Here is a 24960-nt window from a genome sequence, read left to right on the forward strand (position 1 = left end):
GGTTCGATGAACTGCAAAATCGAGGGCGAATTACTTCGCGATCGTCACGTTCTTAGAGACGATCATGCCGTTGCTGCGAAGCACGAGTGTATATGCACCCGAAGCAAGCGTAGCAGCGTCGATCGAAGCCGTGTGTTGTCCGGCTGCAAGTGAAGCATTCACAAGTGTGAGTACTTCTTGACCTGCCGTGTTCAAGAGAACAAGTTGAACTTGACCGGCAGATGTGAGCGAGAAGGAAACCTTCGCGTCATTGGCAACCGGGTTTGGCGATACGTCTGCAAGGAGAAGACCAGTGCCTTCTTCGCCGATCGTAACGTTCACTTCTTGCGAAGCAGAACGAGCGCCATCCTTGTCAACTGCTGTCAAGCGATAGGCATATGTGCCTGCCGCAAGGTCAGCGTCCTTGATCGCATAATCACGACGGATGCTTGAGGTGCCCGAAGCCGGAACCGTGCTAACGGTAACGAAATCGGAACCGCTGATCGCATCGCCGGCCTTAGCACCGGAGACGGTTGCACGAGCCACATCGAAGTGGTCCGTGTTCTTCTCTGTCGCTGTCGACCAGAATACGTCTACATCATTTCCACGAGCCTTTGCATCGAACGACACGAGTTCAACAGGGACGAGACCGCCACCGTTGGATTCGAAGAAGTCGAAGATGCCGCGAACAATGCGCTCAATACCAGTACGTACGCCTGAACGTGCAAAGTGACGCCAGTCTACGCCGAGATACACAGTGTTCGTTGTGATAGCAGCAGTAGCTGTACCCATGATGGAGTCCACAGTGTTGCGGTCACCGGTACGATACGAATAAGCGATGTTCGCAATACCGGACGTAGTTGGATCCGAGTAGATGCGGATGAGTGCAGGAAGTGGTTCTGCGTCGTTCACAAAGCCAGTGCGGTTTACGAGATCCGAAGAACCGCGAGCGATAGCGCGACCTTCTACTCTGCGACCACTATAGGTTGATGGGAACGGTGTTCCAGGTGCTTGATTCGACGCACGAAGTACGCGCTGAACGAAGTTGATATCACTTGATACCGTTGCACCTGAGTGCTGTGCAGGGAACCCTTGACCTGAGATCGCAAGGTTCTTCTTGATACCCGGCTCACCGGATGCAACATAATTGCGGATATCATCACGTTCAGAACGTGTGAGTGCCGAGCGATCATGTGACCAGAACATCGTGTGATACACCGTGTAGTCTACAGAACGTGTGGCCCATGCATTGCGCTCAAACACATCGAAGTCGAAACGATTATTCGATGGGTCGTTGCGGTATCCAAGGTCATTGAATGACTTCTGGAGACTGTCTGCGTTAAGACGTCCGGCAATGTCATTCTGCGTAGGAGTACCGGTCGAAATGACGTTGGCTGATCCACGAAGCGACAGGACCATCTTCTTCGTTGACTTGCGCAGGTAGAAGCGAACAACTTTCGAAAGCGTGTTGTTCGGGATGTACTCATCTGATGTTGTGGTTACTTCAATGCGATAGCGCGGAGTAACGTTGAGGCGCATTGAAACGAGACGAGAAGGAACATTATACCCAGGCATGCCGAAGTATACCTGCGGCGTCCAACCCGGGATGTTGAAGACGATGTCCTTCGATTGACCTGAGCCAAGTGCCGTCTTTACAACACGGTCAACAACTGGAGTTGTATTCCATGTAGGTACTGCGGCACTCGAATTGTTCGAAGCAGCTGTTTCGAGATAGACTCGAACACGAATGTCAGAGTTGGTAGTTGCCAGTGCACCGTTGTTACGGATACGAGCAGTAACATCAACCGGAGCAACGGTCATGATGTACTCTGCGTCGTTCGTTACGCCCGTTGCATCTTGATAGGCACCCGGCTTGAGAATGTCGATCACTTCGAGGTCACTCACAAAGAGACGACCATCGAATTCATCGGCCCCGATGTCGTATCCGAGACCAGCTTGGCCACGAACATTGCCATCGATGTCTTGTGTAGTACCTGGCAGACGCTCACCGCGGTTGTTCAAGATCGAACCAACCGGAGGTTGAGGTGTAACCTTCACGCGAAGTTGTTGATTTGGAGCAACTCCATTATACACGAAGTCCGTTGTGAAGTTTCCGATCACAGAGTTGATGTCTTGACCTGTCCAGTTACGCCACTGAGCGATCGTTGAGAACTCTGTTTGTGAACCACCAGAAACGATTTCACTCGTAGCCGAGATCTCAATGACTCGGGCGATGCCTGCGTTTGGAGCATAGATGGCATTGCGATTCGAAACAAGTGCACCCGGTGCATCCGAAGGCAGGTACCATGTATTTACTCTTCCATTGCGGAAGATCGTTCCTTCGTAAAGGATCGCTGAATGCGTCAGTGAAGCAGCATTCGCATTGCCCATCAAGGCAACAGCGTTGTTCAGGATCTGTGGCGTATTAGCATTCTGAACACCAACACCGACAATTGCACCTGTTCCAACAATGTTGTCGTTGGAAAGCAGGACGGTGTTATTCACAACCGAGTCTGCGAGTGTGAAGTACGTTGGAATGTTCGGCGTGATGAGCATAGTCAGTGGATCTGCTGATGCTGCTCGGCGCGTCCAGAGATGGATACCGGCCATATGTGTTGCAGCGGCAGCACGGGACAATCCCCAGATCGTATTGCTCGTTACATATGTGTGCTCAGGCTGGTTCGGGAAGCTTACCGTTCCTGCTTGTGTGCGTGGACCAAATCCCTTGTTTGTGCTGTTGATCGACTGGAAGTCATTGCGAGCTTGCTCAACAACGATACCACGCGTCCAAGCATTACCGCGAACGCCGCTGATCTCATTTCTCGAGATGAGAAGGTTCATGTTGTTGTACCGCTGCTCACCGCCGGCAATGATACCGGCAACATCCGCTTCTGTACCGCCAGTGACGGCGCCAACATTATAGATGCGGTTCGCAACGATCTTCACACCGTCTTCGTAGGCGGCAAAGATACCGGCACGACGGACGTTGAAGATCAAGTTGTTCGAGATCTCGGTTCCAAGATTGTAGAATGGACGGAAGTCGTTCACACCGGCCTTGATGAGCGGTCCGATACCGATCGAAACGATACCGTATCCAAATCCGCTGATCTCGTTGTTCATGAACCTGTTGTTCGTATTGATCAACGTATCAAGGTTTCCGAGGTTGTCAGGGTTGATGGTATCACGCTGCGTGATACCAGCCGTGAAGCTGATGTTTGTATTCCGTGTATTGCTTTCGAAACGGAACTGGTTCGAACCAGAGTTGAACTGCACTTGCGGGAGTGATGATGCATAGGATGGTGTTACACCATCTGCATTACCTACGATACAGTTCTTGATCTGAATATTCGAGGATCCAGAAGAGAGGTAGAACACCGAAGTGAACGGCGATGGGAAGCTCGGAGTAGACGTCTTACGCATCGTGAACTTCAACGACCGCTGAGCTCCACCATCGAATGTGATGTACCCTGCGGAGTTTGCATTCTGAGCATTGCCGAAGTAGGTCTGACGCTGGACTGCATTCAGATTTGAAGGGGCAATGTTCTGGCCTAACAAGACACCGATGCCAGACTCTGTAACGAAGTTGATCGTAACTGCGGCCTTGTTGATCGAGCGCTCGAGGCTTGTCTTAAACGTGATCGTGTTTGTGGCGCTTACCCCGATGATCCTCGATGAGAGATCCATGGCTGGCGTGTTGATTCCAAGCTTTGTTTGCGTATACGATGCGTCCGTGAATTCAAACGTTACCGCACCGCTTACACCCCTTGATATAGAGGTCATCCAACGCTGCATCGATCGTGAGATAGTTGCGAGGACCTGGCTTTGTAACGCCGATCGTGTACACGCCGGCGAGGTTTGCGTTGATCGTGCGATCAACACAGATCTCGTTGTTCGTAGTTACAGGATCTCCCGGATATTCAACACGGAAGCAGAAGCGATAATCGCCACCGTCTGTTGGCGTGAATGCAGGGAATGTGTAGATGGCTTTATTGAACTGTCCGGCACCAATATCCGCCACGATACCTGTTTGATTGTACACAACAATATTGTTGTCGCGTGATGATGAGGCGAACAGGAACATTGGAGAGATCCTGAATACCATTATTCTCAAAGACCGCTTCTGGACGCATCGGACGGTTTGCATAGAGTGCAGGCGTTGTAGCCGGTACTGTTACCGAGCTAACGGCTGGCTCTTCGTTGTAGCCAACTTCAAAGATGAAATCTGGCTGGCCCGGGCGTGGGAGACAGTCATTGAAGGAAGTCTGATCCGGAAACGGAGTAATGAGCTGCGTGCAAATCTGTGCCTTATACAAACCAACTTGATGGCCTGTGCCCGTTGGAATGAAGCTTTGGAATGCCTGCGTAAGACGCGCCGAACCTGGGATAGCTTCGTCGAGTTGGACGGTATCGAGGAAGACGAGATTGCCCGATGGGCCCGTGATGCGTGCAATTCCGCGGAAGGACTTCACTGTATCCAAGCCTGAATTCTGGAAGATCGCTTCAACAGGAATTGGAGTGGTGTTAGGATACTTGTACTTCCGTGGTGCTTCGTTCGTTTGTGGCGAACGGATCTGTCTTGTAGACATGTCTCTGTTCACAGCTATCGTAAAGGCTTTGGCATAGATGTTTGAACATGCCGAAGCTCCGCCAACAGATTCTACCAACAACGTGTATTCGCCGCCAACGGCTGTTGTGGTATTCAACGCAGCACCTGAACCGGCCAAAGGGCCGGAGGCCGACGATGGAGACGAAATAAAGCTTACAGGGAATGTACCACTGGAAGGGCCGGTTGCAGTCCAGTCCGCGCGATACACGGTATCTGTGAGTGGCAGCGGTCCAAAGATCCGGTACTTGATCGTAAAGTTCTGGCCTGCACGTCCGGCACGAAGCGTCATGCTTGGCTTTGGGCGCTGTGGAGTTGCACCATCATATATGTTGCCACGAGGCAAAATTGCCGAACTGTCCGGAGTGTCATTCGGGAACGACGAAACGAAATCGCCGATGATCTCAATGTCATAGTCTTCAACTTCACCTTGAACAAAACCAGGGAACACACACGGATCCTGGGGGCAAGTGCCTGCTTGTGTCATGAAGAACAAGCGAAGACGTGTAACTCCCGTCCGGGCACTACATGGAATTCTGAGCGTTGTTGTAAACAGGTAGTTACCAAAGACGTAGTCAGCAGAGCAGTGCAAACGCTCGTCCGTTGTGAAGATGCCGTCTTGGTCGAGGTCAATCCAGATCGAATATGCTTTTTGGCCAAAAGCGTTTGTTTGAATCTGAACGGGAATATCTGTATTCCGAGCTCCCTGAAGAGTGGCTCCCGTGTAGTATTCATAACCACTCTGGTTTGCATAATCCGTACCCGGAGAGCTTCGCGAGAAGGATCCGAAGGCAAAGAACGTGATGCCTTGTCCCCAGAAACCAGGCATGAGCTGCGGTTTACAGTACTGCGCCTGGGCTTCTGTAGAGAAGCTCAGTAGACCGACTATAACAACGAGCCCCAAGAGAAAGGAGTAGATCCTCTTCATAGGTGTACCACCAGAATGTTGAAATTATACGTGCAATTCGTTTGTAGAGTCATGCGCAAACAGCCGAGCCGAGACCTGAGGGGTCCCAACCATGAATGTTTAAAATATACACATTCACCATACTGTACAACCCAATACCTAGGGTTTTGTGACAGATGCGGTCCCAGTTTTTTTTGAGCCGAGGTATGTCGTCATGCTCGTAGCCCCGGGAGGAACCAACATATTACAGCTCGTCTGACTTCGATAGCCGGAACCGCAGTACACTTCGGTGCGACGTTGGCCGCCCCCTACTGAGAATAGGGCGGAACTGACCTTCATCGGATTAACCTTCTGGACGCGAAGTCCTTCTGCCATAGGGAGATACGTCATTGCCTCCCGACTATTCACGGCAGAGATCAACACGAGTGGCGTGGTCTTAGAACCGGGATTCCGAACGCTTACAAGACCCCTAGTATCGAATTGGGTGATGAACCCGGATTCGGGGAGGGTAAGGGGCTCAAATTGTCCGTCTCCCTTGCCATACATGACCAGTCCTTTTCCTGCATCGTAGCGCACTACGTCATCTTCCGCTCCGTAGATATTGCCGGAGATAACAAGGTCGATCCACGCATCTCCATTGAGATCAAGGGCTTCGATGCCTAGGACGGGCGAGATCTGGGCAATGGCCGGCAACGGACGCAGGGTGAAATGCCCCCTACCGTCATTGATCATTACCATGGATTCCATCATAACAGCTGCCCTGTGGAAGCAGGTATCGAGCATCTGTTTATCAACCACCTGCTCCACGGAAGCCATGGCGAAGTCAATGAATTCATTGAACTTACGGTTCAGCGTGGGCATTTGGGCAAACACCTTGCCACGGTCGCGTATGATATGTCTCTTTCCTCGGAACCACCACGTAATGAGTGGGTCAATACTCCCGTTCTCATCAAAATCGGCGGCAAAGATCTCGATCGGTGTGTCCGTACCTGGCTGATATCGGGAATTGAGCCCGAGGTTTCCCGCCACATAGTCCATATCGCCATCATTATCTACATCGGCGCCCATCAAGCTGTACCACCAGCCCGTCGTCTTCTCTAGACCCGAGGCTGCGGTGACGTTTTCGAACCGTGAACCGGTGTTTCGGAAGATGGTAAGGGGCATCCACTCGCCGTTCAGGAGGAGATCAAAGCGTCCGTCGCTATCAATGTCTGACCACAAGGCGGAACGAATAATGCCGATCCGGGCGACATCTGGGATCACTGTTGAAGTGACATCGGTGAAGAGCCCCTTCCCATTGTTGGAAAGGAGGTAGCTCTGTGATGCGTATGGATATCGGTCTGTCTCTACCCCGCCACCGATGAAGACATCGAAGTCACCGTCCCCGTCATAGTCACACGCGTTGATGGTGGTAGCGTTGGTACTGATCTGCGGTACACCGGTGAGCTGACGTGTGAGAATGCCCTTACCGTTATTGATGTAGACCCGGAGTCCACGTTCTACATCTTCTTCCGCGAATTCCGGACCGCCCCCTGCCACAAGGAGATCTCGATCACCATCGTTGTCGATGTCCACGAGAACCATTGCTTGTGTTTCATAGGTGGTATCAACTCCATCGAGACCGGAATTGGAGCGAACAAAGGAACCCGGTGTTTTCTGCAGGAATGTTGCAATGCTGCGACCAAGACGGTCGCCGAACAACACGTCATCCAGACCATCACCATCTACATCTCCAACAGCAACGGCCGGACCGCCCCAGGATACTCGCGTTGGCATGATGCGATAACGCTTGAAGTCGTCGAAGTAATTTTCCGTGTGTTTGAAGGCGAGTCCACTTGTTGAGGTTGCATCAACAAACACTGGTTTGTGATTCTCTGGCGATTGGAACATCGACATCGCAGCGGGCTCGGCATTTGCACGATCGAGGGCAACGGTAGAGTTCACCGGCTGTTGCAGAAGGATCTGTACCGGACCATCCGGCCATTGGACGATGATGGAATCGATGATGGTTGCAGCGCCAAGTCCGATAGACATCTTGTCGTCCATTCGAGACTGATATCCGCGCACGAGGTAGTGTTCTCGGTAGTAGGAACGTCCATCGGCAACAACATGTACCTTGGCACCTAGACCGCCAGTGTTGCCGTTGGAACCCTTGAATGTGAGGCAAACAAAGGCTCCGCGTTGTTGTTCGACAGCGTTGTTACGATAGACAAAGGCAACCGTGTCCATATTGGCTGCTATCAGATCGAGGTCCCCATCGCCATCAAGATCTCCGTAGGCGGCACCAAAAGTTGTGCTTGTGTCTGCTACGCCCCATTCCCTTGCTACATCTGTGAACTCGAGATTGCCTTGTTGGCGGAACATGCAATTGGGTTCAGTGAGGAAACCTAGTTTGGGCACAATGCCTTGTTGCCGCAAATTCAAGTTATAGATATAGTCCTGATTGGAAAGATCCGACGTGTATCCGTTACCGATATAGACATCGGCAAGTCCGTCAAGGTCAAAATCGTTTATGAGGCAGGCCCAGCTCCAGTCAGTAGCTGCCATGCCTGTCATGTACCCAATGTCTGAGAACTGGTTATAACCACGGTTGAGCTGAACCATATTCCGAGAGACTTGATTTGAGTCGTACGTCGGATTATGAATAGACATATCTCCGTTGCTACCAGCGTTGAGAATGCGTCGGAAATGATTTGACGGCAACATGTCTGTGGTGACGATGTCCGGCAGTCCGTCTCCATTGAGGTCTGCAATATCACTTCCCATGCTAAAAACGGAAGCACGCCGTGTCATACGATTCATGCTCTCGGCAAACGTACCATCTCCGTTATTGAGATAAATCAAATCCGACGAGTTAAAATCATTAGCTACGTAGATATCGGGGAGTCCATCAAGGTTAATATCCGACACCGTTGCTGAAAGCCCCATACCATCGTCATTGATCCAAGCTTCATACGAAACATCTCGGAAGCGACCATCTCCGAGATTCTTATAAAGCTTGTCCCTATTCCCGGAATGTCTGAGTTCTGTAGCCGAGAATTCATTCAACTTCCGTACCTGATCAGCAGTCATGGATTCCCGTTGTGCATCGAACTTTGGAACTGAGCTTCCGTCGCGTTGCCGCTGTGCAGATTCAGCACCAACAGCGCTATCGGACCGAATATTCGTAGTGACCAAGGAATAGAAATTGGAGTAGACAACGAGGTAACAGTCTAATCTGCCGTCGCCATCATAGTCGAAGAAGACACTATTCACGGTTTCATCGAGAAAGTTGAGCCCGTACTCAGCAGCTTTTTCAGTAAACCTTCCTCTTCCATCGTTGATCAGAAGCCTACACGTATTTTGCCACCGAGCAACAAACAGATCCAGGTCCCCATCGGCGTCGATGTCCACAAGATTGACGCCGGTTGAGAACTTCAGCGAATCATTAGTGTAGCCGATGGTCGGCATAATGTTCGTGTACTTCCAGTTGCCTTCATTGCGATAGATTCCAAGCCCGAAGAAACTTGACAGTATAATATCAGGCCGACCATCCCCGGTGATATCGCCGATCGCAACGCCACATCCAGGAACCATTGAATTGATTCGCTTCAACGAATCTTTAGAAACATTCAGGTCGTTCATTTCGTGACGAAACTCAATCCCAGTCTCGTGAGGCAACATCCGAGTGAACAGCATTTGTGCCTGCGCATAACTTGTTGTCAACATCATGACGACAGCCATGATCGCCCAACTCAGAGGTTTGTTCATAGCGTACATTGAATTTCCCAAAAAACAAAGTGCTTGGAGCGGGGCTTGAACCCGCACACCCCCTTACGGGATACGAGATTTTAAGTCTCGTGCGTCTGCCAATTTCGCCATCCAAGCAGGACGGTAGCCTGTCAATTTACAATTCCTTTTTGCTGCGAATGATCTCCCATATCGCGGGCAGCACACTTATCACAATGATCGCACCGATCACGAGCGTAAAATTCTTCTTCACCAACGGCTGATTGCCGAAGAAGAACCCAAGCATCGTGAATGAGGCCACCCAGACGATGGCACCTACAACATTGTAGATAAAGAACGTTCGGTAGCGCATCGATCCTACACCGGCAACGAAGGGGGCAAACGTTCTTATGATCGGCATAAACCGAGCAAGGATGATCGTTTTGCCGCCGTGTTTCTCGTAGAAGGCGTGTGTTCTATCGAGATGTTGTTTGTTCAAGAACTTCGAGGTAGAACTTGTGAAGAGTCGAGGTCCCACCTTCTTCCCGATCGCATAGTTCACCCCGTCTCCCAGAACGGCGGCGATCATCAGGAGCCCCATGAGGACCGTTACATCCATTGAGCCAAGTGAGCAGATGGCCCCTGCTGCAAAGAGCATGGAGTCTCCCGGCAGAAACGGCGTCACCACCAGCCCCGTCTCCGCAAACACGATCAGGAAGAGGATGGCATAGGTCCACATCCCATACTGCGCCGTGAGGGCTGCCAGGTGGACGTCGATGTGGAGGATGAAATCGAGTATTGTTTCCACTAGGTTACGGGGTTACGGGGTTACGGAGTTACGGACGTGACCGTTGGAAAGGGCGAGACGATTGAGGGCTTCTTCTCGTAAGCAGGAGTGGGCGGCCATGACGAGGGCAGTTTTGACATGACCTTCAGCGGCGGCGAGGAGTTGGGTAGCCCCCTCATAATCGACATTGCCGAGGGTCATCACGATCTTGCGGGCGCGTTCGACAAGCTTTTCATTTGTGAGTTGGAGATCCACCATCACATTTCCATAGGTCTTTCCTATGCGGACCATGGAAGCCGTGGTGATCATATTCAGGATCATTTTTTGGGCCGTGCCCGATTTCATGCGTGTGGAGCCTGTGATCGGTTCCGGGCCGACCACCGGGCAGATCAGGACCTGAGCTTCAGGGCAGTGCGTCCGAACCACGTCCTTCGGGTTTGTGCTGACCAAGATCGTCGGGCAGCCGAGGCCATGGGCATGGCGGATAGCACCCAGCACGTAGGGCGTTCTGCCCGATGCCGTGAGTCCGCAGACCACATCCAGGCTTGTAAGCGGAGACGGCTCGATCGAGTTCAGGTCAGCCACCGCCTGTTGTGGGGAGTCCTCAGCCCCTTCCACAGACCTGAACACCGCATTTGGTCCACCCGCGATAAGTCCTTGCACCATATAGGGTTCGGTGCCATAGGTAGGGGGCATTTCCGACGCATCCACAATGCCCAGACGTCCGGACGTCCCTGCGCCTACATATATAAGACGTCCGCCGGCGGCAAGCGCAGTGGCAACCAGATCCACCGCCACGGCCACATCATCCAGGACCAGGCCCACGGCATCGGCCACTGTGCGGTCTTCGGCATGGAGCATGGCAACCACATCATGCGTAGAGGCCAGATCAATCTCCGTGGTACGGGGATTGATCGCTTCCGTTTGCAGGGCGGCCAGTTGTTCGAACAGCGTCATGCTGCAAATCTAGCCAGAACCGACAACGATTTTGGTCGGGGATTTGTCAGGTTCTTGACTTTCCCTATCTTTGTGGCCCTGTCATTACAATCGACGCAAAACCAGGCCATGGCACATCACAAGTCAGCAATCAAGCGCATCCGTCAAACACGCAAGCGCAAGATCTACAACCGCGGCAACAAGAAGCAGCTTCGCGAGGTCATCAAGGCCGTTCGTACAGCTACAACACTTGAAGTAGCACAAGAGGCGCTCAGGAAGGCATTCAGCATTCTGGACCGCACCGCTGCACGTGGCATCATCAAGAAGAACAACGCAGCGAACAAGAAGAGTCGTCTCACGATGGCCGTTCGCAAGCTCGAAGTCAAGGCCTAACAAGGTCCACAAGGACCCGTAGCTCAACTGGATAGAGCATCTGACTACGAATCAGAAGGTTTGGGGTTCGACTCCCTACGGGTCCACAGAGGTTGTTACAGCAGGATACGCCAAGATCTATCAAACTTGGCAACTGACAGGAAAATCAACGAGTTATGCCGAATGTAGCACAGTAGCTTGTATCCTGATGTAGCCCGATGACACACGAAAACTGCCAGTTAAAGCGTCAGTGGTAACTTGGACGACCAAGTACGGACGCACTAACTGGCAGTTTTTTTATGAAGCTCACCTTCTACGCCGACAAGCCGTCAGAAGTACGAACGCCGATCATGGTTCGGCTCTCGCTCTCCGGGCATCGGCTGCGATTTGGAACCGGGATCTCCACGGAGACCCGTTATTGGAATCCGGAGAAGCAGGAATTCCGATCTCAAGATCCTAACCGCAACTCGCACACGAAGCGGAAGGATCTCATTGAGCAGTTCATCAAGTCTGCCTACAATGACATGACTCCGTCCGGCAAGGACAAGTTGCTGTCGAAATCAGACATTCAATCCCTCGTTGAGAAGATCCGCAACTACCTTTCGCCGTCTCATCAGAACACGGCTGGTGAAGCTTCGTTCGATGAGCGGTTTGAGGAGTTCATTGCAACGTATACCCTACGCACCAGATCGGGTCAGATCACATCGCACCGACCCAGCAATGGAACAATTGTCCAGTACCGGCGCTGCCTTACACTTCTTCGTGAGTGGGCAGTCTTCAAGAAACGGACGATCACCTTTGAGATAATTGACGAAGCCTTTTACAACTCGTTTTGTGAATGGCTTGGTACTGCCAAGTCCATGCGCGATGCATCGATAGCCAATCACGTCAAGGTGCTGAAGATCTTTATGAAGTGGGCATTCAGGAAGGGATATCACACCACTACTGCATGGGAGTCCTTCTGGCGCGACAAACGGACCGGCGAGACGATGGCGCTTACTGTCGATGAACTTCGGCGTATTCGCGACGTTGACCTTACCGACAAACCACGTCTAGCAAGAGTCCGCGACATCTTCCTTTTACAAGCGTACACAGGTATGCGTTATGGCGATCTTGAACGACTAACACCTGATCACTTTGACGAAAAGGCCGGGATCATTCGATACACATCGGAAAAGACCAACACGAAGTGTATTGTACCTATCACTCCCCCATTACGCGCACTTCTCTCTCGCTACCCGTCGCGCCTGTTTGAGTTTCCTTCAAGTGTAAAAGCGAACCTCTACCTGAAAGAGCTGGGCATCGCTGTTGGACTCAATGAATCAATCACCATCTCGCACTATCGTGCCGGAAAGAGAGTTGACGAACGGATGCAACGAAATGAACTCCTGACAACGCATGTGGCGCGACGCAGTTTCGCGAGCACTTCGGTACAGTTCGGACTCTCCGAGGCCGTCATCTCGCGCGTAACAGGTCATGCCGCACGCGGCGTTCTCCAACAGCACTACATCATCCTCAACGATGAAGCCGTGCGGGACATGGTCTGCAAGGCATGGGAGCAACTATGACCATCACCGATGCTATCCTCATCAATCCAATGGCAATGGAGCACGCCCGCGGAATTCTCGCCGGCGAGCGTGCGATGCTGCATAATGGTGTTGGCACAAAGAAGCGCATTGAATGGCTCGTTACTCAGCGCGACACCGTATGCCGAGACGCATCGGTTTTCCTCCCTGCCCACCTAGCCCCTGAGCTTGAGGCAATGTCAACACGCGATGCTGTATCGTATCTCGAATCAGCACGTCGCAACCTCGCTGCCTTGAACATTGGCTCCACATTTCGTCACCTGCGGAACGCAGAGCGTAGAATGGGTCGTTCCGGATTCACTCTTGATCCGATCTCTCAGCAAGGGGCCATGTTGTTATTGGCTGATGACGAGGATTTCGCTTCCGCATACAGGCGAGCCGTGGAGCCCCTTTTACAGCACATGGAGTCGAGTCCGTTCTTTCTCGAAGCCGAACAGCGCTACAGCGAGATCATGTCAACCACAGATCTCGAAACCAACAAACAGCGCCTGGTGATCGAGCACGTTATGCAGACCCTTCCGGACATGCTTGTGGGGATGCCCGGTTTGGAGAGCAGCATCGTCCGTCAGATCGCCTATCTGAATGGAAGACTCCTTGACCAAGATATCATGCTCGCTCTTGCCGCTGTCATCCGCGAACTTGGAGCAGGCGTCATCGACCAGCTGAGTACATTCATCATCGACGACGTTGTAGATACATACCGGATGGTTCTCTCCGGACTTATCAATGACCGCATCACCGAATTGATGGGTGATCGCCAGCCTGCAACGTCGCACATTGAACCAAATGCCCCCGCGCCTTTACCAGCTGATCCCTTTCCAGCCCAAAACCAAGACGCCGCACAACTCCCAGACCTGTTATCGATCAACGAGACAGCTGACTACCTCCGTGTAACACGCACAACTGTAAATCGGCTGATAAGATCCGGCGCACTCACCGGCACGCACGTAGGTCGGCGTCACCTCATCACACGAAAAAGCATCGAGAACTACCTTGCGCTGTCAGGAAACGACTAGGTTTTGACGTTTCCACCAGCTATTCTGTCCCTCAAACGTTCACATAACATCCTTGGGGGTGTCGTTAGGGTGGTCGTTAGGGGTGTCGTTTGGGGGGTCATTTGATTGCGATTTGATCTATGGTTTGATTGTGATTTGATTGGTCTTTTGATCGCGAGTTTTCAGGCCAAAACTTGAAATAGAAGCCTTCCGTTAGGGTTTTCCAACCCGTCCGTGCACTTGCAGACCACTAACAACCTCTAATTCGGGCCTCCAGACCCAGTTTCGACTCACCTTTTTCGCTGGAATGCACTTCCCACGCCACTCCCGTTACCCTAAAGTTAGTGTTCCACGGAAGGCAAAAGAACGAGCATTAACGAGATTTATGGAAACTTCTAGTTGTTTTAGGGATCATCTAGTGTACTCTTAGACACATCTCGATCAACTCAACAATCGGAGTTTAGAGGAAGCGTTGAAAACGCAATTCAGCCAGCGAATCGCTCAGCCTTATATTTCTCCATGTTAGCTCTTACCGATATACGCGCAAACGCCACCGCCTTTGCCGAACGATGGAAGGACGAGGTCTCTGAGGACGCAGAAGCCAAAACCTTCTGGCATGAGTTCTTTGCCGTCTTTGGGGTCGACCGTAAGCGCGTTGCCTCGTTCGAGAAGCAGGTGACCAAGACCGGGAAGAACCAAGGCTTCATCGACCTCTTCTGGCCCGGGGTGTGCCTTGTAGAGCACAAGTCCGCCGGTAGAGATCTCGACAAGGCACTCGCACAGGCTGTAGACTACTTCAGTGGTCTCAAGGATCACGAGCTTCCGCGGTACGTGATCGTCTCGGATTTTCAGCGTATACGCCTTCACGATCTCGTTGACGACACCAATGTTGAAATCAGGCTTGAAGAACTGCCGCAGCGGATCGAGCTGTTCGGTTTCATTTCCGGATATGTCCCGCGGAAGTTCCGTGATGAAGACCCGGTCAACGTCAAGGCTGCCGAACTCATGGGTCGCCTGCACGACGCGATCAGAGCCACCGGATACGAAGGTCACCAACTCGAAGTCTTCCTGACCCGGCTGCTCTTCTGCCTCTTCGGAGACGACACAGGCATCTTCAACCGCGATTCCTTTGTCTCCTTCCTAGAGACAAAAACCCGCGAAGACGGCATGGACGTTGGTCCGCAGCTCTCGTTCCTATTCCAGCTTCTTAACACGCCACCGGAGAAGCGTCCGAAGAATCTCGACGAGGAACTTCAAGCATTCCCCTACGTCAACGGAAGTTTGTTCGCAGAGACGATACCGACACCCAACTTTGATCGGGAGATGCGCGAACGCCTGTTGGAATGTGCCAACTTCGATTGGACATTCGTATCACCAGCCGTTTTTGGAGCGATGTTCCAAGGGGTCATGAACGCAACAGAGCGTCGGAACCTCGGAGCTCACTACACCAGTGAGAAGAACATCCTCAAGGTTGTGTCCGGGCTGTTCTTAGATGAGATCGAAGAGGAACTGACGAAGGCACGTTCATCAGAGCATCGCCTTCGTGCTCTTCACGATCGTATCTCTCGAATGCGCTTCCTTGATCCGGCGTGTGGTTGCGGAAACTTCTTGATCGTCACGTACAAAGAGTTGAGACGGATCGAGATCGAGATACTCCTTCAATTGGAAGCCCTTGGAAAACTTTCCGGTAAGGGGCAACAGGTCTCCGACATCTCCGCTCTATCCAGGCTCTCCGTTCACTCCATGTTCGGCATTGAGATCGAAGAGTTCCCGGCGCGCATCGCCGAGGTTGCTCTATGGCTGATAGACCACATCATGAACGTTGATCTCGCCAGAGCGTTCGGCGGATACTTCGTTCGTCTGCCCCTCACCAACGGACCTACGATTCGCAACACCGACGCCTTGGAGATTGACTGGCGAACCAAGTTCATTGACACAGAGCCTGATGCCGAGTGGTACATCCTTGGGAATCCACCGTTTGTTGGTGCAACAACTATGTCCGACAGCCAACGGAAACAGATTCGCAAAGTGTTCGGTGACGTATCTGGAGCCGGCGGGACATTGGATTATGTTGTTGGCTGGTACATCAAGGCGGCTGAGGCTATTCAGGGGACACATATCAGGTGTGCCTTTGTCTCAACGAATTCAATATCGCAAGGGGCACAGGTAGGATTCCTTTGGAAGCGACTCGTTAATGGGTTTGGAATAAAGATCAACTTTGCCCACCAGACTTTCCGGTGGTCGAATGAAGCGAGAGGTGTTGCCGCAGTTCACGTCGTAATCGTCGGATTCTCGACATACCCTGTCACAAATCCGATCTTGTTTGAGTACGGAGGAAACGCAGGCCAACCCATTAGCCGCAGCGTCCGAGAAATCAACGGCTATCTCATGGAAGGTGAGATGGTGTTTATCCTCTCCCGACTTCTTCCCTTATGCGATGTCCCGGAAATGATGAGTGGTAACAGACCAACCGATAGTGGGCATCTTCTTCTTGATCCTTCAGAGAAGAGTCAACTACTAAAAGAATGTCCCGCCGCATCTTTGTACGTCAAGAGATGTGTAGGATCATTAGAGTTCTTGAACAACAAAGAGAGATTCTGCTTATGGTTAGTGGGAATTTCACCTTCTGATCTAAGATCTATGCCACCCGTGTTGAGAAGGGTGGAGGCGGTCAAGGAGTTCAGATTGGCAAGTGTTGCCGAGACAACCCGGAAACTCGCGATGCGACCCTGGGAGTTCAGAGATACGAGAACTCCGACGAAATCATACATCATTGTTCCCAAAGTGTCTAGCGAAACTCGGTTCTTCATTCCGGTTGGATTTATTGATCCAGAAACGATTACGACGGACCTCAACTTCATGATCCCGGATGGTGAAATCTATCACTTCGGTGTTCTGATGTCTACGATGCACATGGCGTGGGTCAGGTACGTCTGTGGACGCCTCAAATCGGACTACAGGTATTCGAAAGACCTTGTCTATAACAACTATCCCTGGCCTGATGTCACCGAAGAGCAACGCAAGAAGGTAGAGGATCTCGCTCAGAAGGTATTAGACGCTCGTGCCAACCACTCTACGTCGTCACTAGCAGATCTGTACCATCCCACCACGATGCCTCCAGACTTGCGCAAGGCTCACGAAGCATTGGACAAGGCTGTAGATGCCTGCTACCGCAAGGAACCATTCAAGAGCGAACGCGAGAGGGTGGAGCATTTGTTTGAAATGTATCGGAAGCTGACGGAGGGGTTTGGGGCGGAGGAGAAGAAATCGAAACGAAGTTCACGCAAGAGAACTGCATGAGTATTCTAGAACAATCGAGCGAACAAGTAGGTCCTGAGGAGCAGAAAACGGACAATGGATTCGTAGCACTCCTCGACGTTCTTGGTTTCGGCAGCATGACTGAACAACGAAGATCGCAGGTTGCAGCAGCTCTGGAACATGCTGTAGACAGTCTCTTACCAAAGCTCTCTGAGATGATGCCTCACAGTAGTAAAGAACGTTTGAAAGAGCCAGTCGTACGGATGTTCTCCGACACAATCATCGTTGCCTTTTCGCGGATACAGGGGGCATCAGTCATTCAGGATATGTTTCATTTCGTTAACGACTTCCTTGGAATGCTCTTTTGTCTGCTCATGAGTGATAGAATATTGATCCGGGGTTCCGTCGGATATGGAACGATCATTGAACGGAAGTATGGGATATACGGCACTGCAATTCTTGATGCGAAGAATGAATATGAGGAAACATCGTGGGCAAGTATACACTTCACAGTAGCAGCAACTTCTTTCATCGCGAAGTGGCATTTATGGGCTATGGAAAATGGCGTGTCCGACACTCGCTTACTTCCTGGCACTGCACATGTTATGAATCGAACTCAATTCTATGTTTCGAACGTGCCTTTTAAGTCGTCGCACAAGTTCTCGAGTGATATTCCACCAACGATGATTGGCAAACGGTTCGTCGTCCCTTGGCCTAAAGACTTAAGAACGGTCATCGAATCTGAGCACATCCTAGCGCAAAAACAGACAACGTCTTACACACGCATCCATGAAGTTATGGACGTCGAATACGAGCATGGCTCTGAACGTGTTCGCGAGATTATCACCAACACTCTCGACTTTGCCGAAGCATACCTAGCGCGTTACCCGGACGTAAACAGGCCGCTGAACTGGGAGGGGCCTTTGCCTTAACGAGTCAAACATTGCGACTTGGATTGCACCGATTATCGCGCCCTACCTCCAATTCCCAGAGCCAATGGGAACGGCATGTTAACGACGCTCAGATCAATCGCTCTACCAGCCAACCTGCGCCTAATAGCAGTTCAATGTCTCGATCAGATATGTGATCCGAGAAGATGGCGAGGCACACCAAGTCAGTTGGACGTGTGACACCGACAAACAGCCTCTTGCAGTGGTCAATTGCACTGCCGGTCAAACTGGTAGTGTTCTTAGTTCCAGTGAGGATTGGAAGCAGTGACTTCATGTCCCAAGTCCTCGAAAAGTATGTCTCGACAACAAGAGTAGCCGCATGGGTCTCGCCCTTTACTCCGTGGATCGAGTCAAAACGCAGTCTCACCTCACCAGTCGATCCATGATGCAGCAAGATGTTGTCACCTTCCTCCGCACTCCGATTACCGACGTTGGGCTCTGATTCTGTCTTTCCACCCCACGCCAAGAACTCCTCCACACTGGCACAGTTGGCATCCGGCATGATTGCTTTCAAAAGCTTAACGAGTCTCGCAATCTTCGTGTTCCAGGCATATTCAGATAGATCAGCACCAGGCTGGAGAAAATCCCACATCAGCTTCTTAAACTCTATATATGAGTCATCTGTTTTTAAGAACGCTTTCAGTTCAGTGCGAGAATTGATAAGCGGTGCTTGCTTATCGGGCGTAGCACGACGAACGGCTTCTAACACACCTCTGGCAATTCTTATTGAAGGCTCTGCAAACGAATTGTCTTTGTTCGCCAACGCACGGGCCTCTATCACAAAGCTATAGAGTGAATCCGGCATACTGGCCTTGCGACTGAGATTGGCTTGGAAGCCTTTCCAGTAATCGCCTATCGCTTCTGGAAAATTCTTTGCCTTTGGATCTGTGAGATTCTTCCGTCCACCAACAACGCATACTTCATTTTTTTGAAGACTAGATTCGGGGAGCTCGCGGAGCACTAGATCAGCAAACGCGGGAACCACCCGGTGTATCGAGCCGCGATCGAATACAAAAATTGTATGCTTCCTTTTGTTGCCAGAAGCAGCAGCTTTAAGGGTTTGTGGTTCGATAACAGTGAGAGGCGACGCAAAGCGGGCAATGTCGTCTCCAAAACGATGGGTCTCAGACAGCGGTAAACTTGGACGATTATCAAACAGCTGAGGTGTAGTTATCGACGTAGCGTCGAATTTGAAAATGGCTTGGTTCTTGTCACCAAACTTTTGCATCACACAACCATCTGCTGAAAACAGTGTTTCCAAGATTCTATCCTGACTCGCGTTGGTATCTTGTAACTCATCGACGAAAACCCAAGGGAATCTGTGTCGAACTATATTGAGAAGGTACCTTCTACGAACGAGACACGCCTCTGCATAGGCATACATATCATCGAACCGGAAGTAGCCGGCTTTTGAAAGTTGACGTTTCAGCGCTGTCAACTCGTTAGCGGTATTTGATGTTGGTCCAGGGAAACCCTTATTTCTTTCAGCGGGATGGCTCACGCGTAGTTCCGCACCATTCAAAACGAGTTTCCCGATGACATCCTCCAGTGGCTCCGAACGCCTCTTCATCACGCCCTTAGTGTTCCCATATGGCCCTCTTTCAAACAATGAAAGTGCTCTATTGGAAAATCTTTCGTCATCTATGGCCGTCACCTCAATCCCCTCCGTACGCATATACGGCAATGCAAGAAATTGGTCAACAAATGCCTGGAATGTCCCAATGAAATGCGGATATCCTAGCAGTTTGGCCAACGATCTGGATTGACCTAGACGAGATTCGATTTCCCGTCGGGCTACGTTTGTATGAGACAGAACCAAGACGCCCCGATCTGGCCATCGCCACTTATTTGCGAGAAGAGCGAGTTTGGCCGTTAGGATCGTCGTCTTTCCGCAACCTGGTCCGGCCTGAACGTCGCAACTCGTAGATGCCTTCAGGATCGCAATCTTCTCCGCTGAAGAGAGATCAATCGCGAGTTCATCCGCCAACGAAGCAATCTCACTATCGTTAAACTCAAGCTGGGTTGGCATTGGCGGGAACACTAGGGGTTTTGCCACATACATATTCGATTGCCTCGACGAGGTAGAGCGGCAGCTTCTTGCGAAGTTCCTCTGGTGTTGGCTTGGCGTCTTTTAGAGCAGCGGCGAGGCGCTGTGCGGTTTCAACCTTAGATGTCTGTTTGTTGAACAAAGGCTTGAACACGAATGCTGCCAAGTGTTGCGCCGATTGCTGTTTTGCTTCTTCTTTCATAAATGCGGTCTGAGCTGCAGCGAGGGCGGCTGAGTCCGGTTCGACTCCCGTTTCGGACAAGGCTTTCGCAGCGGCAATGGCCATGTGAAGTTCACTTGCTAGACCAGAAAGTGCCAAGTCGTATTCGAGAGTCCATTGTGGTGAGACAAACGTCCTTACACTCTGACCGTCGTGTTTCTTAAGATTCGTCTCATGCGCTTTAACTTTCCCTTCCCTGATGAAATCACTCTCTTTCTTACGGTCGCCGAGATAGTCAGCCGCTTCGTCAGGTGGAATATCGCGGTCGGAGATGCAGGCCACCGGTATCGGCAGTTCTTCAATACCAGGTACTCGTTGAAAAACTCTGCCATAGCGAAATAGACCGCGGTGTCCAACATTGACGATTGATACACCGTTGCGTGAGAAAGATAGGCCGAGGAGGTCCGACAAGACAGGAATGAGAATATTCTCGGCTTCTCCTTCAACGATGACAACACCTCTCGCGAAGAAGAGATTTGCTCTCGTGGTGTCTAGGAACTTTTCTAAAAAGCGATAGTCTCCTGGGGCTAACAAAGTATTGTTCTCAGATAACGGGAACACTCTACCGCAATCCACTATAGTGACATCCTCCAACTTGGCCTTGGAAGCTAGATTCGGACTATGCGTTGTGAGAACTGCCTGAACGCCCGACGAGATAGCTTCATCTTCGAGAAACTCCATTAGGCGTAGCTGAAGTTGGGGGTGCAGATGCGCCTCTGGCTCCTCCACAAGAAGCAACGGCAGTCCTGTTTCTGCAGACTGACTGAGCAAGAGCAATTCCGCAGCAATGAACAAAAGATTCTTGAGCCCAAGTCCATGACGCGTGTGGTCCGTTACACCTTCCTTGGTGAGCCACAATTCAAGCTTTTCAAGAATTGAGCGCAGTCCAGCTTGCCCATTTAACGTGATTTTGCCCGTTAACTTGTCTGACCCCACAGAGAGCTTTTTTAAGTATTCGGTATTTAGTTGGCGACAAGCCGCTGCGATTGCAGGACTCTCCTCAATCCACCGATCGGTTGTGTCTACAATACCTCGCAGAGTCGAAGGAGGAAGCTGTGGTTTTCCAGCCTCGAGAGGAGGCAACTCACTGGGCTCGTCTTCGTCTTTGAACGCTGGGTGGTTAATGAGAAGTTGCGAAAGACGTGAACCTCTACCTGCTGCCATTTCGGCGTCAGCATCTCTTAATGGCTTTAGATATGTCAAACGGAGGAAGGAGCGGATTTCCCCATCAACAGCTTTCCCTTGTCCATTCGATCCGGTGCGTGTCGAGGCCTCTACCATCCATACCCTTGCGCCGATCTTGTTCGTCCTCTCAATACGGCGAGCGCGGAGAGTCAACTCCAGAATCGGCTTCCCATCGGTTAGTGAAAGCCATTCAAGAAACCGCGCCGCTTCGCTTTCTGTAAGTTCTTCAAAGCGACAGTAGATCGAGAACTCCTGAGCAACCGTTCCGGTTGAGCAGTGAAAATCCTCGTCTGTGATCCGGAGCCAATCTTGACTGGTTGTTCCTAGTACGAGACGCAGTGCATCGATAATGGCGGACTTCCCGGAATCGTTCTGCCCAACAAGCAGGGTCAGACCCGGCCTTATTGCTAGCTCCAAGTTGGAATTGCTAGCCTTCGAACCGAATATTCGAAAGTTGTCTGCTGAAAGGTAGGTTAATCTCATTGTTATCTTACTCCTGATCTTTCCCCTGTGTAGTCTACAGTCGGTGTAATGGCAATGGACATTCCAAGCAATGCGATCACAAATAACTGCACTCTAACGCTGAAGTAAGTGCAATCTAGCATTGTGCTTAGAAGAACGACAATCCACATAGTCCGGTAGTCGGTTGCACGCGTGTTTGAGATGCTCAGGTGGCGCGGATACTCCAGTCACCACGTTCCTTTGTTCTTATAGATTTCAATACCTCCGAAGATCGCTTTCTTGGCATCTTCAATCGAGTCGAATCGACGCTTTCCCCAAGTGGATCCAACCTTGCATTTATACTTGCCCGTCCGTTGATCGACAAAGATCAGTAGTTGATGTCCCTCATATTTGAGAACATGAGTCCCATTTGCGTTTACCGCCCATCTCTTTCTCATCCAAGTAGAGAGTCTAGACGCTTTGCTCTTTAGGCGGTTTTCAAGACGCTTGGGATTGACATAGTCTCCCGTCATCTTCTCAGCACAAACACATCCAACTCTAAATTCGCTATTAACAGCTGCGTGAGATACAATGTGAATGTATCGTATTCTTTCATGGTTACACATCATACAGGTTTCGTAGTCAGCCTCGTCGACAGTCTGTCCTTTACCTCTAACATCTATGACATTTTCAAGAGTCCATCCCTTATGGGGAACGTTTGGTTTGTCCCACATTCGGCTCATTGTTTCATATCCATGATTATTGACGGAGGGAACAGTACGCTACAATTGGTTTGGTGTTTGAGATTCCGCACAATGCGACCACGATGTTCCGCGATAAAGTGACCACTATATATTGCACTCCATGCAGTAGCATTTGCAAACTAATAGTGGGCTTAGAAGAAAGGCTGAATCCGGTATCCATTGAGCAGTAGCTTGTGAAACATGGTGATCAAGACTTGCGGATACTCAAACAGCCTACAGGAGCATTCATTGACCCCAGCCATTAAGCCTATTTCTCATCCCTTAGCTCCATGATTCTCTTTGGCTTGTTGTGTTCGCAATAGACCTTGATGCCGATCTTAACGGCAATAGCAGTGGCCGTAACAATTACTGTCTTGACGGCAATGCCCGCATCGGTTAATAGCGCGGTGAATATCGTTGCCACTTTTGTCGTGTCGATTACTTTGTCCAGACCGTCTCTGATTAGCTTTTGGTACAGATCGTTCTCAGGATCACAGAGTGCCCCATAAATGACTCGTTGCACTGCACCAAAGATGCTACGACCAAGTTTGCTTGGCTCGGTCAATTCTTGTTTCGGCGGAAGCAGCTTGATATCAGCAGGTGGCAGCTGTTTTTTCGATAGCTCATCCACTTGGAGCATAAAATCCACGACACCTTTAGGTATGGCGTTTCCAATGTCCGCAAACATTTCATCTTCTGTTTTCGTTCGAATCGCCTTTTCTACTCTGGCTTTTATGTCTTCAATAACTATATTTTCATTCCCCTGCTTTCGAAGTCCTGCTAAAAGGGCTTCTTGCATGAACCTTTCGGTTGTCTCGCGCCGGAACTGCACTTGCTTTGTTCTCGTCCGTATAACGGCACAGTTCGAAAGCACCCAGTTCATAAATGGTGCAGCGCTCTCCAAATCCATCTCTTTGATATAGCATATAGCAAGAAGTGCCGTTGCTTCAAGGTACAGCCTTGTTCTTGGAGATACTTTGCCTCGAACACTGATAAATCCGCTCTTTGCAAAGTCTATGTTACCCGCATTCATTGCAGCTTCGAAGACTAGGTTCTTTGACTGCATTAGGCGTGTCTCATGACCTGTTTTCCTGAGAATGCTCTGGATATCTGCCAGAATTGACTCTGCCTTGGCGTAGGCGCCATTCTGCACGGCTTTCTTGAGGTCTGGTTCCAGAATTGACAAGCGCTTCTTTTGAAGCTCAGTAAGGTTTGGCATGATTCCCCTTCGATGAGACTATACGATACTCACACAATCTACCAAGCTACCATAACGGAAGCCACTGTGCGGAACGCTACTAATAGGAAGATTCTCAATGAGAATATAAGAGCCTAGCGAATATTCCACACGCAATGACCACCTCTATCTGCCTAAACAATCCTACTATGCATAGCATCGCTATGCCTAGGCAATCTAAAACTAGCATTGTCTTTTGAAACCTCGCGGCTCACTCTATCCAGTGGTCATTGGCTGTGGGAGTGAATGGACAGTGAGTGCAGAGGTTGCACATCAGACCTAATCCCGCACTAATCGGAGATTAGTCGAGTCGCCATTGAATCTGAATGTCTCTGATTCAATCAAGCCCTTCTCCAGGTCCTCCATCTCAGAGAGTCTCTAAAGAAACCGGCATCAACGGGATCTAGTGCTTTTCGATCAATTGAGCCTGAGGTTATCCTGTCGATTGACGTATCATCTGTGATCGCTGCCGTTCCCATGTTATGCTTTAGAGCTGCCCTCTTGGGTAAGCTAAGACTTCACCTAAAGTGGCCATCAACAGCTTGCGCAAACAACCACCTTTGTGAGAATCATTGAGGCGACACAGCAGAGCATCTCAACTGACTGACCGCAAGAACACCTACATGAGAACTACTGCGCAACATGCAGTTCAACTACCATCGATGGGAAAGCGCTTAATAGCGTCTGCAGCATACTCTTGAGGATACTTCCCTGTATTCTTGCGCAGCTAAAAAATCTGACGGGATACATTGCTGCGCCAGTAAATTGCAGAGGGCTCCTTAGTGTATAGGTCCCCCACGGAGTCTCCTCGCGCCTAAATTTTCGCAGAAATCGCCATTCGGCAACGACATTCGACACAAGGATTAGGCTAACTGTATCACTACTTCGGACAACGAACGTATCTGCTGCACAGCGGCGAATTTTTTCGGCTTCATTTGGATACTTGTAGACTGTATCACCAACGGAGCTGTCATTTATCGTCTCAACTACATCATTCAAAAAGCGG

At 50.7% G+C, this 24960-nt stretch carries 14 protein-coding genes and 2 tRNA genes; 6 read left to right on the forward strand and 10 right to left on the reverse strand.

What is annotated here, in order from left to right:
• Positions 1–30: 30 nt before the first annotated feature.
• From IPI29_09800 to murQ, 7 genes are all read right to left on the reverse strand, one after another.
• Positions 31–3759: a T9SS type A sorting domain-containing protein gene (locus tag IPI29_09800; protein ID MBK7412834.1), complete on the reverse strand. Its 3729-nt coding sequence runs from the start codon at positions 3757–3759 to the stop codon at positions 31–33.
• Entirely contained in the window at positions 3716–3997 is a 282-nt protein-coding gene (locus tag IPI29_09805; protein MBK7412835.1) for a hypothetical protein, read from the reverse strand. Before IPI29_09805 ends, IPI29_09800 begins: the two co-directional genes overlap by 44 nt.
• Complete coding sequence (locus IPI29_09810; GenBank protein ID MBK7412836.1) at positions 3966–5510, reverse strand: hypothetical protein; 1545 nt, start codon at positions 5508–5510, stop codon at positions 3966–3968. Before IPI29_09810 ends, IPI29_09805 begins: the two co-directional genes overlap by 32 nt.
• 138 nt (positions 5511–5648) lie before the next feature.
• A complete protein-coding gene (locus IPI29_09815) occupies positions 5649–9239 on the reverse strand; it encodes a VCBS repeat-containing protein (protein ID MBK7412837.1) in 3591 nt (1196 codons plus the stop codon).
• 30 nt (positions 9240–9269) lie between these two features.
• Positions 9270–9356: transfer RNA gene (locus IPI29_09820), tRNA-Leu, on the reverse strand.
• A gap of 19 nt (positions 9357–9375) precedes the next feature.
• A complete protein-coding gene (locus tag IPI29_09825) occupies positions 9376–10005 on the reverse strand; it encodes a DedA family protein (protein MBK7412838.1) in 630 nt (209 codons plus the stop codon).
• A gap of 12 nt (positions 10006–10017) precedes the next feature.
• Complete coding sequence (murQ, locus tag IPI29_09830) at positions 10018–10941, reverse strand: N-acetylmuramic acid 6-phosphate etherase (protein ID MBK7412839.1); 924 nt, start codon at positions 10939–10941, stop codon at positions 10018–10020.
• 108 nt (positions 10942–11049) lie between these two features.
• On the opposite strand from murQ, the gene rpsT reads away from it, so the two are divergent.
• The 6 genes from rpsT to IPI29_09860 all read left to right on the forward strand — a co-directional run bounded on the left by rpsT (position 11050) and on the right by IPI29_09860 (position 18063).
• The gene (gene rpsT, locus IPI29_09835) at positions 11050–11313 is read left to right on the forward strand and encodes a 30S ribosomal protein S20 (GenBank protein ID MBK7412840.1); all 264 of its coding nucleotides are present in this window, start codon (positions 11050–11052) and stop codon (positions 11311–11313) included.
• A 12-nt stretch (positions 11314–11325) separates the two neighbouring features.
• Positions 11326–11399 (forward strand) — tRNA-Arg (locus tag IPI29_09840).
• A gap of 192 nt (positions 11400–11591) precedes the next feature.
• Positions 11592–12860 carry a site-specific integrase gene (locus tag IPI29_09845; GenBank protein ID MBK7412841.1) on the forward strand — a complete coding sequence of 423 codons (1269 nt, stop codon included), beginning with the start codon at positions 11592–11594 and terminating at the stop codon, positions 12858–12860.
• 764 nt (positions 12861–13624) lie between these two features.
• A complete protein-coding gene (locus tag IPI29_09850; protein ID MBK7412842.1) occupies positions 13625–13894 on the forward strand; it encodes a helix-turn-helix domain-containing protein in 270 nt (89 codons plus the stop codon).
• Positions 13895–14392: 498 nt separating this feature from the next.
• A complete protein-coding gene (locus tag IPI29_09855; GenBank protein ID MBK7412843.1) occupies positions 14393–17173 on the forward strand; it encodes a class I SAM-dependent DNA methyltransferase in 2781 nt (926 codons plus the stop codon).
• Positions 17170–18063 (forward strand): hypothetical protein, encoded by an 894-nt coding sequence (locus IPI29_09860; protein MBK7412844.1) that lies wholly within the window; start codon positions 17170–17172, stop codon positions 18061–18063. Before IPI29_09855 ends, IPI29_09860 begins: the two co-directional genes overlap by 4 nt.
• Positions 18064–18151: 88 nt before the next feature.
• Here IPI29_09860 and IPI29_09865 read toward each other — a convergent pair whose 3' ends face one another.
• The 3 genes from IPI29_09865 to IPI29_09875 form a co-directional block, all read right to left on the reverse strand.
• Positions 18152–20110, reverse strand: a complete 1959-nt coding sequence (locus IPI29_09865; GenBank protein ID MBK7412845.1) for a UvrD-helicase domain-containing protein — start codon at positions 20108–20110, stop codon at positions 18152–18154.
• Positions 20094–22016 carry an AAA family ATPase gene (locus IPI29_09870; protein ID MBK7412846.1) on the reverse strand — a complete coding sequence of 641 codons (1923 nt, stop codon included), beginning with the start codon at positions 22014–22016 and terminating at the stop codon, positions 20094–20096. Before IPI29_09870 ends, IPI29_09865 begins: the two co-directional genes overlap by 17 nt.
• A gap of 969 nt (positions 22017–22985) precedes the next feature.
• Entirely contained in the window at positions 22986–23936 is a 951-nt protein-coding gene (locus tag IPI29_09875; GenBank protein MBK7412847.1) for a hypothetical protein, read from the reverse strand.
• Positions 23937–24960: the final 1024 nt, after the last annotated feature.

This window comes from Ignavibacteria bacterium (assembly GCA_016707005.1).
Lineage (GTDB): Bacteria > Bacteroidota > Ignavibacteria > Kapaibacteriales > Kapaibacteriaceae > UBA10438.